At 70.2% G+C, this 12,772-nt stretch carries 14 protein-coding genes and 1 pseudogene; 7 read left to right on the plus strand and 8 right to left on the minus strand.

The window, feature by feature from the left end; all coding sequences use genetic code 11:
* Positions 1-40 precede the first annotated feature (40 nt).
* Complete coding sequence (locus ACIBI5_RS25585; protein WP_397250816.1) at positions 41-442, plus strand: hypothetical protein; 402 nt, start codon at positions 41-43, stop codon at positions 440-442.
* 13 nt (positions 443-455) lie between these two features.
* On the opposite strand, the gene ACIBI5_RS25590 is transcribed toward ACIBI5_RS25585, so the two are convergent.
* Positions 456-1,028 (minus strand): TetR/AcrR family transcriptional regulator, encoded by a 573-nt coding sequence (locus ACIBI5_RS25590; protein WP_397250818.1) that lies wholly within the window; start codon positions 1,026-1,028, stop codon positions 456-458.
* Positions 1,029-1,106: 78 nt separating this feature from the next.
* Here ACIBI5_RS25590 and ACIBI5_RS25595 point away from each other — a divergent pair, with 78 nt between their 5' ends.
* Both ACIBI5_RS25595 and ACIBI5_RS25600 read left to right on the plus strand, forming a co-directional pair.
* Positions 1,107-1,283: a hypothetical protein gene (locus ACIBI5_RS25595; RefSeq protein ID WP_397250820.1), complete on the plus strand. Its 177-nt coding sequence runs from the start codon at positions 1,107-1,109 to the stop codon at positions 1,281-1,283.
* Positions 1,280-1,798, plus strand: coding sequence for a hypothetical protein (locus ACIBI5_RS25600; protein WP_397250822.1), 519 nt, complete (start codon positions 1,280-1,282; stop codon positions 1,796-1,798). The genes ACIBI5_RS25595 and ACIBI5_RS25600 overlap by 4 nt, the downstream gene beginning before the upstream one ends.
* 263 nt (positions 1,799-2,061) lie before the next feature.
* On the opposite strand, the gene ACIBI5_RS25605 is transcribed toward ACIBI5_RS25600, so the two are convergent.
* Entirely contained in the window at positions 2,062-2,646 is a 585-nt protein-coding gene (locus ACIBI5_RS25605) for a CGNR zinc finger domain-containing protein (RefSeq protein ID WP_397250824.1), read from the minus strand.
* A gap of 461 nt (positions 2,647-3,107) precedes the next feature.
* Between ACIBI5_RS25605 and ACIBI5_RS25610 the strand changes: the two genes are divergently transcribed.
* Together ACIBI5_RS25610 and ACIBI5_RS25615 are read left to right on the plus strand one after the other, a co-directional pair.
* Positions 3,108-3,683 carry a GNAT family N-acetyltransferase gene (locus ACIBI5_RS25610; protein WP_397250826.1) on the plus strand — a complete coding sequence of 192 codons (576 nt, stop codon included), beginning with the start codon at positions 3,108-3,110 and terminating at the stop codon, positions 3,681-3,683.
* Positions 3,684-3,797: 114 nt separating this feature from the next.
* A pseudogene (locus tag ACIBI5_RS25615) lies at positions 3,798-5,060 on the plus strand (nitrilase-related carbon-nitrogen hydrolase); the annotation flags it as partial.
* 17 nt (positions 5,061-5,077) lie between these two features.
* On the opposite strand, the gene ACIBI5_RS25620 reads toward ACIBI5_RS25615, so the two are convergent.
* From ACIBI5_RS25620 to ACIBI5_RS25630, 3 genes are all read right to left on the minus strand, one after another.
* Complete coding sequence (locus tag ACIBI5_RS25620; RefSeq protein WP_397250828.1) at positions 5,078-6,148, minus strand: AraC family transcriptional regulator ligand-binding domain-containing protein; 1,071 nt, start codon at positions 6,146-6,148, stop codon at positions 5,078-5,080.
* 1,085 nt (positions 6,149-7,233) lie between these two features.
* A complete protein-coding gene (locus ACIBI5_RS25625; protein WP_397250830.1) occupies positions 7,234-7,953 on the minus strand; it encodes a DUF4386 domain-containing protein in 720 nt (239 codons plus the stop codon).
* Positions 7,954-8,025: 72 nt separating this feature from the next.
* A complete protein-coding gene (locus ACIBI5_RS25630) occupies positions 8,026-8,931 on the minus strand; it encodes an AraC family transcriptional regulator (protein ID WP_397250832.1) in 906 nt (301 codons plus the stop codon).
* Positions 8,932-9,115: 184 nt separating this feature from the next.
* Here ACIBI5_RS25630 and ACIBI5_RS25635 point away from each other — a divergent pair, with 184 nt between their 5' ends.
* A complete protein-coding gene (locus tag ACIBI5_RS25635) occupies positions 9,116-10,222 on the plus strand; it encodes an epoxide hydrolase family protein (protein WP_397250834.1) in 1,107 nt (368 codons plus the stop codon).
* Here the strand turns inward: ACIBI5_RS25635 and ACIBI5_RS25640 are convergent.
* Positions 10,215-10,880 (minus strand): SDR family NAD(P)-dependent oxidoreductase, encoded by a 666-nt coding sequence (locus tag ACIBI5_RS25640; protein WP_397250837.1) that lies wholly within the window; start codon positions 10,878-10,880, stop codon positions 10,215-10,217. The genes ACIBI5_RS25635 and ACIBI5_RS25640 overlap by 8 nt on opposite strands.
* Positions 10,881-10,951: 71 nt before the next feature.
* Here ACIBI5_RS25640 and ACIBI5_RS25645 point away from each other — a divergent pair, with 71 nt between their 5' ends.
* Positions 10,952-11,329: a MerR family transcriptional regulator gene (locus tag ACIBI5_RS25645; RefSeq protein ID WP_397250840.1), complete on the plus strand. Its 378-nt coding sequence runs from the start codon at positions 10,952-10,954 to the stop codon at positions 11,327-11,329.
* A gap of 50 nt (positions 11,330-11,379) precedes the next feature.
* On the opposite strand, the gene ACIBI5_RS25650 is transcribed toward ACIBI5_RS25645, so the two are convergent.
* Together ACIBI5_RS25650 and ACIBI5_RS25655 are read right to left on the minus strand one after the other, a co-directional pair.
* Complete coding sequence (locus ACIBI5_RS25650) at positions 11,380-12,246, minus strand: sigma-70 family RNA polymerase sigma factor (protein ID WP_397250842.1); 867 nt, start codon at positions 12,244-12,246, stop codon at positions 11,380-11,382.
* Positions 12,247-12,264: 18 nt separating this feature from the next.
* Positions 12,265-12,648 carry a VOC family protein gene (locus ACIBI5_RS25655; protein WP_397250844.1) on the minus strand — a complete coding sequence of 128 codons (384 nt, stop codon included), beginning with the start codon at positions 12,646-12,648 and terminating at the stop codon, positions 12,265-12,267.
* Positions 12,649-12,772: the final 124 nt, after the last annotated feature.

Raw genomic sequence — 12,772 nt, forward strand, 5'->3', positions numbered from 1 at the left:
CACCGTTCACCAGAGACTTCACTCCAAGGAGCAGAACATCATGTTCGTCACCCTCACCGACCAGGACAAGCTGACCCTCCGCCTCGCCGCCTGGGGCGCCGTTTCCCTGATGTCCGCCGCCGGAGCCGCCGGTTCCGCCCACAAGGCCGCCACCCACGGCTCCATCGCCCTGACCTCCGCGACCGGCCAGGTCGGGCACGTGATCACCAAAGCGCCCAAGGGTGTGAAGTACGGCAAGACCGTCGCCGAACTCGCCGACCGGGTGCTCCCCGCCTTGACCGCCGCCATGAACCTGCTCAGGCAGCAGGATCCGGCCGAGGCCGACAACTTCCGGCGTACCGTCATCGTCGCCGCAGAAGCGGCCACGCGGGCCCAGAAGGGCCCCAGCCCCACCATGGCCGAGATGACCCGCAAGATCACCGAGGCCCTGGACGCCGCCTGACGGTCCCCGTGACTCAACCGGCGGCGACCCCGCTCATGACCACCCCGGCCAGCCGGACGGCGGCGGCCTCGGAGGGCAGGCCCGCGGCGGCCGACAGCGCGTGGAGGCAGTAGCGAGCGAGTTCGGCGGCGGGCACGTCCGCCCTGAACTCCCCGGTCCCCGCCCCCTCCTCCAGCAGAGCGCGGACGAGGTCGGCGAGATGTCGCTGGGCGTGCGCCGGGTGCCCGTCGCGGTGCAGGAGCGCGCCCAGGTCGGGGCCGTGTTCCCCGCGCCGCCGGAGGATGCTCGCGTACGCGGCCAGCACCGCCTCCAGCCGGCGGCCCGCCTCGCCCGGCCGGCCGGCGATCTCGGTGAGCTGCTGGAGATGGGCGGCGACCTGCCGCTCGTGCCAGGCGGACAGGATCGATTCCACGTCGGCGAAGTACTTGTAGACCGTGGCCCGGCCGATGGCCGCCCGCTCGGCGATCTGCGCCATCGTGACGGACATCAGCCCGCGCTCGACGACCAGCGCCCAGGCCGCGTCCAGAATCGCGTCCCGCACGGCGGCCCGGTGCGCCTCGATGGTCTCGTTCCACAGTTTGGGCACCGCTCAAGCATACGGGACGACAAGGTCGTGACAGATGTCTCCTATAGCGACATACTGTCTCGCAAAAAGGAGAACGACATGTCTTCCCAGACCCCGCCACCGGCGCCGAAGTGGGTGAAGATCTCCGGGATCGTCGCGGCCATCCTGCTCCTGGCGTTCCTCATCGCCCAGGTCCTCGGCGTCGGCGGCGAACACGGCCCCGGCCGCCACGCCTCCCCCGCACACGCGGCGACCCTCGCGGAGCTCCGCCCGTGATGCCGCCCCGCCTGCGCAAACTCATCCTGACCACGCACATCGCCTCCTCCGTCGGATGGCTCGGCGCGGTCCTCGCCTACCTGGCCCTCGACGTCACGGCCGCGTTCGGCACGGACATCCCGGCGGTGCGCGGCGCCTACGCGGGCATGGACGTGCTCGTCAGGTTCGCGATCGTGCCCCTGGCCGGTGCCTCCGTCGTGATCGGGCTGGTCAACGCCCTGGGGACACCGTGGGGGTTGTTGCGCCACTACTGGGTCCTGGTGAAGCTCATCCTCACCGTCGCGGCCACGGTCGTCCTGCTGATCGAAAGCCGGACGGTGCGCGCCCTCACCGCATCGGCGCTGAGCGACGCCGACCCGCGCCTCCTGCCCGCGACGCTGCCCCATTCGATCGGGGGCGCGACGGTGCTGGTCATCGCGACGATCCTGTCCGTCTACAAGCCGCGCGGCCTGACACGGTACGGCTGGCGGCGCCGTACCCACCCCCAACGCCTGCGACCGCGGCCCGGATCCTGAGGGCCGGTCGGAAGTTCAGCACCACACACACCTGAACCGTTTCCGCGACTTGCCTGAGCCGCGCGCCGCGCACCGTTCCGAGGGGTTCCGGTGCGGCAACGCACCGGGGCCACCGGCGAACAGCGCACCCGGGCACCCGACGCACCCGGGCACCCGGCACCCTGCGAGCAGCCCGCCCGGAGCACCCGGCGAGCAGTGCACCGGGGCCACCCGGCGAGCGGCGCAACTCCGTGGTGTGGAGGAGCCGCGCCTGGCCTGGGTGGTTACGGGGCGCTTGCGGCGCGCTGGCGCTGCCTGTCGCGGTAGCGGCGGGCTTTCACGATGCTGCCGCAGCCGCGCATGCTGCACCAGCGGGCCGTGCGGTTGCGCGACTGGTCGTAGAACAGCCATCGGCACTCCGGGTTGTCGCACGACTTCAGCCGCGTCCACGTCTGCGTGAGCACGGCCTCGTGCACGGCGGCCGCGAGCGCCGCGATGACGCCTCCGGCGCCGTCCTCGCGTGGCCGGACGGAGGCGACCATGGAGCCCTGCCACACGTCGAGGCGGACCGAGGCGGCGTGCGGCGCGGTGAGATCGTTGAACGCGTCGACGACCGCGGGAGGCGGCTGCTCGCCCGTGGTGTTGGCCGCGGCCATCTCGCGCAGGGCATCGCGCAGCTTTCGGAGCGCCGACAGGTCGCGTACGGTCATCGGCCGGCCCTTGCCCAGCAAACCCTCGCCGGCCAGCCACGCCGTCGCGGCTTCCACGTCGCCCAGGGCGTCATGGCCGTTGTAGACGTCGTGGGTGTCGACGAACCTGCGCACCACTTCCAGCACGCCGGGCGCCGCGCCACTGGGGTCATTGCTCACGTCGAAGCCTCCTCGGTCGCACACCCGTCATCACCATCGTACGTGACTTGACGGTGACGGCCCTCTTGTTTGTCGTCACCATCGTATGCGACTTGACGGTGACGGCCCCCTTGTTTGTCGTCACCATCGTAGCTATGTTGAAGGTGACGACAGACGGGAATCGGCCGCGGAAGTCTTCGACGAGCCGGAACAGAGGCAACCTGGTGGCCGGCATGCCCACCCGTCACGAACCCGGGTTGCCGGTGATCCGTGCCTCGACGCTCGTGCCGTATCACCGACCCGCATGGGCTTAAGCGTCTTGAGAATCTTCAGCCCTGAAGCCGCGGACGCCGCGGACATCCTGGGCGGCCTGCCGCCGGCGGGCGCTCGAGGAAACGGCACGGTCGCGCGTCGGCGTATGCCTGCGCCTTCCCCTTGATGTGAGTTTCGGAAGCGACGACCGGCAAGGAAGGAGCACCCGCATGACGGATTTCACGACGGCACCGCTCACACCCGCGACGTGGAAGGACTTCGAGCAGGTCATGGGCTCGAACGGGGGCGCGCGCGGATGCTGGTGCATGCACTGGCGGCTCTCGTTCAAGGAATGGGAAGCCGGCGCGGGAGACGGCAACCGGAACGCGCTGCGTGAACGCGCGAAACGACAGCCGCCACCCGGCCTGGTGTGTTACCTGGGCGACGAGCCCGTGGGCTGGGTCGGGATCGGCGAACGCCCGGAGTACCCGCGCCTGCGGCGTTCACCGGTCACCAAAGCCCTCGACGCCACGCCGACATGGGTGATCACCTGCTTGTTCGTCCGGCGCGACCACCGCCACCAGCGGCTTCAGGTGAAGATGATCGCCGCCGCGTGCGACTTCGCCGCCGAGAACGGCCGGCACACCGTCGAGGGCTTCCCCGTCGACCCCGTGCCAGGACAGGTCGCGGGCGCGGACAACGCCATGACCGGCATCGCGTCGGCCTTCCGGGAAGCCGGGTTCACCGAAGTGGCCCGCCGCAAGAAGGACCGCCCGGCGATGCGCCGCACCGTCGACGGCACCTGACAGCCACCGCCCGGGGAACATCTCGGTCACGGAATCGGAGAGGTACGGTCGCAGCCCCAGCCCCCGGCGCACACCTAGCGTCGAGCACCGGAAACGACTCCATGGGAGGACCGGATGCGGGACGCGAAACGGCGCTGGGCGTGGCTGGCAGCGGGAGGATTGCTCTGGCTCCTGGCCGTGCACGGCCGCTACGACATAGCGGTGGCGGCGTGGCTGGCCCCGGTCTTCCTCCTGCGGTTCGTACGGCTGAGCCCGGCTTTCACCGGGCTGCTCCTGGTCTGGGTGGCCTCGGCCGCGGCTGGACTGTTCTGGATGGCCGAGACCGTGGTCCCCATGACCCCGATCACCGTGCTGGGCGTGATCGCGCTGGGCACGCTGACGGTCCTGCCGTACGTCGTGGACCGGCTGCTCGCGCCCGCACCCACGTGGGTGTTCCCGGCGGCCGTGGCGGCCTGCGGGTTCCTGATGACGCTCCTCAGCCCGTTCGGCACCGCCTTCGGGGTGCCCGCCGCCACCCAGCACGGCAATCTGGCCCTGCTTCAGGTCGTCACGCTGACCGGGCCGTACGGGGTGAGCTTCCTGATCGGCTGGTTCGCGAGCGTCGCCAACCAGGTCTGGGAGCGGCCTTCGTGGCGGGCGCCCGCGGTCTACGCGAGCGTGATGCTGGTCATTCTGATGCTCGGCGGGGCCAGGCTCGCGTTCCTGCCGCCCGGCGGGACGACCGTGCGGGTGGCGGGCATCAGCCCGGACACCTCCAGCACGCGGGAACTGCGTGGCGTCATCGGCGAGAACCCCTCCCCGGCCGAGCAGGCCCAGATGGATCCGGCCATGCTGCGGGCCGCGTACTCCAAGATCAACACGAACCTGCTGCGGAGGACGCGGGAGGCCGCGCGCGAGGGGGCGAAGATCGTCGTCTGGTCCGAGCAGGCGGCGAACGTGCTGGCCGGCGACGAACGGGCCTTCCTCGCCGGCGTGGCCGCCACCGCGCGGGAGAACGGGATCTACCTGCAGGCCGCGGTGTCGGTCGGCCGGCCCACGGCCAATCGTGTGTATCTGTTCGACCCCTCGGGCCGGCAGGTCTGGGTGTACGACAAGGCGCATCCCATCCCCGGCCTGGAGAACTACCCGGCGGGTGACGGAGTGGTGCCGGTGACGGCGACGCCGTACGGGCGGCTGGCCACGGTGATCTGCTTCGACGCGGACTTCCCCGAGCTCATGCGGGTGGAGGCGGACATCATGATCGTGCCGGCCCGCGACTGGGCGGAGATCGGCCCGGTCCACAGCCAGAAGGCGCGGCTCCGGGCGATCGAGAACGGTTACTCCATGCTCCGGCAGGCGGAGTTCGGCGTGTCAGGGGCCTTCGACGCGCAGGGGCGGACGCTGGCCGCGCACGACTACGCGGGCGCCGATCGGCACGTGGTGTTCTCCGACGTGCCGACGCGGGGTTCGGCCACGCCGTACCGGGTGATCGGGGATGTCTTCGCCTGGTTGTGCCTGGCCGGTACGGCGCTGCCGATCGTCGTCAGGTTGTGGCGGTACTCGCCGGGCGGGCGCCCGAACCAGCGGGTGAACGCGCGGCGGAACGCGCTGGGCTCGGAGAACCCGAGCCGGTAGGAGAGCGCGTCGATGGTCTCGCCGCCCCGGCGCAGGCTGTCCAGGGCGAGGTCGCGCAGCAGTTCCTCCCGGATCCGGTTGAAGGACGTGCCTTCCTGCCGCAGGAGCCTGCGCATGTGCTGGACGCTGACCGACAGCCGGGCGGCCACGTCCTCGGCGCGGGCCCAGTTGGTCATGTCACCGCGTTCGATGACATTGCGCACCCGGTCGGCGGTCGTGGTGCCGTAGTCGCGGTGCAGGAGCAGGTCGGCCGGGGAACGGCGGATGTAGCTCAGCAGTTCGCGCTCGTCGCGCACGATCGGGGCGCTCAGCCGGCGGGCGTCGAAGCTGAGGGCGGCCGCGGGGGCGTCGAAGTCCGGCGTGCGGCCGAAGATCGGGGTGTACTCGGAGCTGTAGTCCGGTTCGGGGAAGGGCAGTTCCAGGCCGGTGAGCGCGATGCGATGCGCGATGAGCCAGGCGGGGAAGCGGTGCACGAGGCTGAGCATGATCTCGGCGGCCAGTGGCGGGGTCCGGGTCTCGGCGGTGATCTCGATCCGGGCCGTCGAGCCGTCCACGACGAACCTGCTGCGGGTGTAGCCGGTGGTGATCGCCGCGAACTCGACCAGTCGCTCCAGGGCGGCGCGCAGGTCGGGCGCGTGGATCAGGGCGAGGGCGATCATCCGGAACGTGCCGGGCAGCACCGGTCTGGGGCCGAGGCGCAGCAGTTCGTCGCCGGTGACGTGCCAGAGGTTCCGCATCACGTTCACCGCCTGGTCGCAGTCCACGTGCGTGGCGCTCGCCTGCCGCACCTCGACGCCGGCGGCGGCAGCGGCCGTACGCAGAAAGTGGCCCGGAACCCCATATGTCGACATAAGCCCCCCTGAGCTGGACCGTAGCATGCGCGTCGCGGGCGATTACCGCTGCTTGAACCGCTCTCCACGCGGGTGGTCTGCGACGGGTGAGGACAGAACCCTCAGGCTTTGTTCTTCGCAGACCTCCAACGGCGACCTGCCGGGAGAGATCTTTTTCACCGATCATCCGCCTTGGTGATCCAGTCTCATGACGCGAGAGAATCCGGCCTGACGGCATCGCGGCAACTCCCGTCGGCCACAGGCCTTGATCATCGCCGCATTTCCTGGTCATCGCAGAAACCAGCGCGCCGGCAGGATTTTCGCTGATATTCCCTGCGCGATTCAGCGGCTCACCGGATAGACTCCGCCATGAAGGCAACAATCACATTGGCTTCATTCGCCGAGAAAGGCCCTTCCTGGCTCGCCGGGTGGGGTCTTTCTCATGCGCGCCGGCCTTCGGACGCTCATACCGCTAACGCTCAGGCGCCCTCATTCACCGCCGTATACCTTGAGCCGGCCTGATCACGGCGTATGCGCGACGAGAAGGCCCCGCGTCATCGAATTGCCCGGCAGATCTCGCCGAGCGTGTTTCGCAGCACGTGGCAGACATGGTCGACGGCCCTGGAATCGAGCTCTTTCATCACGCACAGGCGCACCGCCCGCTCGCCCGTCGCAAGGGCGTTGGCCGAGACCCGCAAACCGGTCGCGGCGGCGTCGGCCCGGATCCGGTCCAGGTCCAGATCCCGCGCCGCGCGTTCGGTGACGGGGGCAGCTCGATCGCGTCCAGAGCGGCGATGTGGTGGCGGACCAGGACGTCCTCCCCGGCTTCCTCCGGCAACCCAGGGAAGAGGCCCCGGATGAGTACGTTCATCCAGAGCCCCGGACGGCACCCACCTCTTGGCAAGCCCAACTGCCCGGCGCCGACGCGTCGGCGCTCCGGCAGACCTCCTCGAGGCCCTCGGTGAACCCGGCCTTGGTCACGGTCGTTGTCCTGGCCGAGCCGGTCGAACCGCTTCCGGCTGCCGGCTGCCGGCCACGCCGTTTCCTTCCCCGGCCTGTAGCTCTCGTCCACGTGCCGACGAGAAACCGGCCGGCCTGGGGGTGCGTCAGACGCGCTGGGCTTCCTGCTCGCGGGCCGGGTCGAGGCCCTTCGCGATCAACCAGATGGCCAGGACCAGGCTTTGAAGCGCCAGTGGCGCGTTGATGGCCAGGTAGACCGGTGTGACGACGTCGGTCAGGCCTACCAGCACCAGGAAGCTGGCCAGCATGGCCGATCCGGCCCCGAGAAGACCCCAGGCGGACAACCAGCGAGGAACAAGCCTCGATCGATACAGAATCCCGAACAGCAGGAGGTCCCCGAGACCCAGCGAGATGATCAGCGCGACGTGGTTGACGAAGTCACGCGCGGTCCGCAGCAGGTCGCCCATGGTCTCCAGGTGAGCCGCGCCGCCCTGGGCGAATTCCTGGCCGAGCACCAGGAACAGGGGCAGGAGAATCACGCCGATGAAATGGAACGTCGCGGCGATCAGCCTGAATCCGAGGAATCCCAGGCTGAGGGCTTCATTCACCTTTCTCAAGGTGGGGTACAGGTAGAGGGCGAACCCGACATAGGCCGGGATCATGATGAACTGGGAAACGGCGCCGACGATGATCTGGTTCTTGTGCGCCGGGATGAGAGCCAGATAGTTCGATTCCTCGATGACGGGAACGACACTCAGCATTCCCGCGATCATGCCCACGATGACCAGCGCGCCGGCCATGGCGGCCGCGCGCCTGTTTACCTTCATAGCACTCTTCTCGTAGACGTCGAAGCGGACTGAACTCACCCCTCACTTACACCGTAAGGGCAAGTGAGGCCGACCTTACCCTTACAGGGTAAGGTTCGCAAGCCGACGGCCTCAGATCGGGCGGCGGGTGGCGGAGGGCAGCTCGCCGTACTTCTGAAAGTAGTGGGCGGCGAAGCGGCTCAGGTGGGGGAAGCCCCACCGCAGCGCCACGTCCGTGACGCTCGTCGACGCGCCGGTTTCGGCGATCGCCCGCAGGTCGGCGTGCGCCTTGGCCAGGCGGACCTCACGCAGGTACGCCATCGGGGTCGTCTGCATGTGCGCACGGAAACTCGCCTGCAGGGTGCGTACGCTGACCCGGGCCGCGGCGGCGATGTCACGCGGCGACACGAGCTCCCCCGCGTGGTCTTCGCAGTAACGGCGAGCTCGCCGGAGCGCCGCCTGACCGGCGAGCGGGGCGGGTTCGGCCACGACGGCGGCGAAGTTCCCGGCGTGCGAGGCGACCATCGTGTGCAGGAGGAACTGCTCCATGTGGTGGGCGGCCAGCGGCGAGGCCGTGAACGACAGCACGCCCTCGGCCAGTCCGCGCAACGCGCCGCCGAACGGGCCGTCGCGGGCGATCTCCGGCTCGAAGACGGGCACGCGCGGGGACGGGCCGCTGAGGTAGTCCGCCAGCGTCCGCTCGACCTGCGCCTGCGGGACCTGGACGATGAGGATCTCGTGGTTGACGCTCCAGTTCATGACGGGCCGCTGCCCCGGGCCGATGACGGTGATCGGGCTGCAGAGCTCGCGCCGGTCCACGCTCAGCCGCCCGTGGCCACGCAGCGGCACGTGGATGTAGAAGTCCCGCAGGTCGCGCACGCTCACGCTGATCTCCGCCCCGTAGGCGAGCGTCTGCATCGTGAGCGTCCCCCGGTGCAGCGGCCGGTAGCGCGCGCCGTCCGGGCTGAGTTCGCGCACCTTCAGCCGATGCGGCGCGAAATGCCGCGTGACCAGGTCATGCATCTCATCGACCAGCACGTGGCCCCCCTTATGCCGATGGCGCATATCCTGCCGTTTTCGGAACACGGGTGGAAGCCAGTTGTCTATCCGTAATGCGCGATTACGGACGCGGTTGGCGGATACCGTGCCATGTCGCGCTCGGGCATGGTGGTTCAGGCGGGGAAGCGGGGGCTCCCGCGCACCGACCACCACGGAGAAAGCCATGAGCGCGCACATTCAGACCTTCCACCTGGATATCCCGGACGCCGCCGTCGATGACCTGATCGAACGGCTCGGCCGTACCCGATGGCCTGACGCGATGCCGGGACTGGGGCACGGCATCGCCCAGGAGCGGGTCAGGGAACTGGCCGAATACTGGCGCGCCGGCTACGACTGGCGGGCCGCCGAGGCGCGGCTGAACCGGCTGCCGCAGTTCGTCACGGAGATCGACGGGCAGCGCATCCACTACGCGCACGTGCGCTCCAGCCGCGACGACGCGCTGCCACTGTTGATCACCCACGGCTATCCGAGTTCGTTCGCCGAGTTCGAGAAGCTCGTCCCCCTCCTGCTGGAGCGCGGCTTCGACCTGGTCATCCCGTCGTTACCCGGGTTCGGCTTCTCGGCTCCGGTGCGCGAGCCGGGCTGGGCGATGGGCCGCACCGCGCGGGCGTGGGCGTCGCTGATGGCCGCGCTCGGCCATTACCGGTACGGCGTGCACGGTGGTGACGTGGGCGCGGGGATCTCCGGAGCCCTCGGCGCGCTGGACGGCGAGCACGTGGCCGGCATCCATCTCGTCACCGACCCGTACACCGCCGCGGCCACCGCGACGTTCCTGCCGTGGGTCTCCCAGAGGCTGAATCCGGACGACGAGGTCGACAAGCTGGCTCTGAGCCGCATGGAGGAGTTCAGGAAGGAAGACTCCGGCTATCTGGCCATCCAGAACACGCGCCCGCTGACGCTGGGCTTCGGGCTGACCGACTCGCCGGTGCTCCAGCTCGCGTGGATCGCCGAGAGCTTCGACGCCTGGACCGACCTGCCGATCGACATCGATCAGCTGATCACCAACGTCAGCATCTACTGGTTCACCGGCACGGGCCCGTCGGCCGCCCGGTTCCTGTACGAGCAGTACCACGCCTCGGACTGGGGCGCGCCGCCCACCGTGCCCCAGGGATACTCGGTCTTCGGCGCCGACCCGACCGTACGCCGCCTGCTGGAGCCCGCCGAGGACGTGCACTGGGTCGAGCACGAGCGCGGGCGCCACTTCCCGGCCATGGAGGCGCCCGAGCAGCTCGCCGCGGACCTGTCGGGCTTCTTCGACCGGCTCAGATGACGCCCGCCCCCCGGTCCGTGATCGTGACCTCGTGCTCCCATGCCGAGCGCGGCTGGAGATGCAGGCGCCAGTAGTGCTCGGCGATGTCCGCGGGGTCGAACGCGGTCCCGGCGGCGACCACGCCGCCCACCGTGATGCTCGCCACGTGCACGCCCGCCGGGCCGTACTCCTCGTCGAGTGCGGCCACGAGCGTGCGGATCCCGGCCTTGCCCAGTGACAGGCTGAGGTACCCGGCCTTGGGCTCCGGCATCCCGCCGGTGATCAGGAACGTGCCGCCGCCGGACCGTCCCATATCGGGCAGCACGCGCGCGGCCGTGACCAGTGCGCCGCCCACGTTCACCGCCCACCTGCCCAGATGGCCGTCGAGCGACAGCTCCCCAGGCCGGTCGGGCCGGATCACCGCCGCGTTGTAGACCACCACCTCCGGCACGCCCCGCTCGGCCAAGATCGTGTCCAGGGCCGCGCGCAGGCGGTTCTCGTCGCCCGCGTCGGCCGTGGCGGTCAGCACCTCCGCCTCGCCGCCCACCGCCGCGGCGACCGCCCGTACCGTCTGCTCGCCGCGCGCGACCAGCGCCACGGACCGGCCCTCGCGGGCGAACCTGCGCGCCACCGCCTGCCCGATCCCCGGACCTGCGCCGACAATCACCACTCCGGACATAAGACACTCCTCCTTCGCGTTGGCACGGACACTAAGGCGTCACACCCATGTGAAGGTCAACGGAGGAGCCCGTGCGCATCAGCGACCTGTCCGAGCGATCCGGCGTCAGCCGGCGGCTGCTGCGCTACTACGAGGAGCAAGGCCTCCTCCATCCGGTACGGCAGGCCAACGGCTACCGCGACTACGACGAATCCGACGTCGTGGCCGTCCGGCACATCCGCCTGCTCCTGGAGGCCGGGCTGCCGACCGTGGTGATCGGCCGGCTGCTGCGGTGCGTGCACGACGACGGCGGCAAGGCCGTACCGGCGCCGTGCCCCGGCATGGTGAACCAGCTCCGCCGCGAACGCGCCAGGATCGCCGAGACGATCGACAAACTGCGGACCTCCCAGCGGGCCTTGGACGGACTCCTGGCCGACACCCTGGGCGCCTTCGCCCGTCCAGGGATCTAGCGCGAACGAACCGTGGAGCCCTGCCGGAGGTGGCACGGCACGGTGGCCCCTCAGGAACCGGGCAGGTCCAGGGAGGCGAGCCTGGCCGGGTCGGTCACGATCGTGATGGCCGTGATCCGGCCCTCGGCGACGGTGAACGCCATGACCGAGAGCGGGGCGCCGTCCTCCCGCCACGAGACGATGCCGGGCCGGCCGTTGACGAGCACGTCACGTCCCCGCGCCGCCGCGGTGGCCGACAGCCGTGCTCCGGCGGCGACCTTGGTGGCGCCGAGGACGACGACCACGCCGTCGGCGGTGTCGACGGTCAGCTTCACCTCGGGGTCGAGCACGCGCAGCAACCCCTCGAAGTCGCCGTGCCGGGTCGCCGCCAGGAAGGCCCGGACCACCTCCCGCTGTTCGCGTCTGGCTTCGGGCGGCCGACCGGTCGCCTGTACCTTCCTGCGGGCGCGGCTGGCGAGCATCTTGGTGGCGTCGGCGGACTTGCCGAGGATCTGGCCGATCTCCTCGAACGGCACCGCGAACAGGTCGTGCAGCACGAACGCCAGCCGCTCCCCCGGCTTGAGCGAGTCCAGGACGACGAGCAGCGCCAGCCCGACCGAGTCGGCGAGCGCCGCGTCGTCGTCCGGCGCGGGGCCGTCGTCGGCCGTCACGACGAGGTCGGGCAGCCGGTCGTCGTAGGCCGCCTCGGGGCGGGTCTGGCGTGCTCGCAGGACGTCGAGGCTGATCCGGCCGACCACCGTGGTGAGCCAGCCGGCCAGGTTGCCGATGGCCGCCGTGTCCTGGCGGGCGAGCCGTAGCCAGGCCTCCTGAACCGCGTCCTCGGCGTCGGCGTGCGAGCCGAGGACCCGGTAGGCGAGCGCGCGCAGCCGGCCGCGCTGGGCTTCGAACACGTCGGCCACCAGGCTGGAGTCGGTCACCTCGGCACCTTTCCCGGATCAGCGGCGCTGCTGGCGGAGGGAGATCCGGTTGCCGTCCGGGTCCACCGCCTCGATGCGAACGCCGAAAGGGTAGTCCACCGGCTCGGGCGCGTCGAAGCTCACGCCTCGCCGGCGGAAGACCTCGAAGTCCTTCCTCAGGTCGTCCGACTCGAGGATGAGCGGGCCGGGCGCGACTCCCGGCTCGGCCGGTTGTCCCGAGGCGGGCGCGTGCTTCCAAAGAATGATCTTGACGGGGTTTCCGGGGACGCCCACGGTGAGGAAACGTCCGTCAGGGCCCGGATAGTCGGCGTGCTTCTCCAGTCCGAGCCCTTCGGTGTAGAACGTCAGCGCGCGGTCCTGGTCGGTGACGTAGACCGTCACGTACATGATGGTGGTCAGCATCCTGTTCTCAGCTCCCTTGAAGGTCGACGAGTCGTCGGCTGTATGACGGGAGCGGGCGGGAGGAGGTAACAGATCAGCCGCGCCACCACTTCTGGTTCGCGCCGCCGTGGCACTCGTACTGGAT

It is taken from the genome of Nonomuraea sp. NPDC050540, from assembly GCF_044457485.1.
GTDB lineage: Bacteria > Actinomycetota > Actinomycetes > Streptosporangiales > Streptosporangiaceae > Nonomuraea.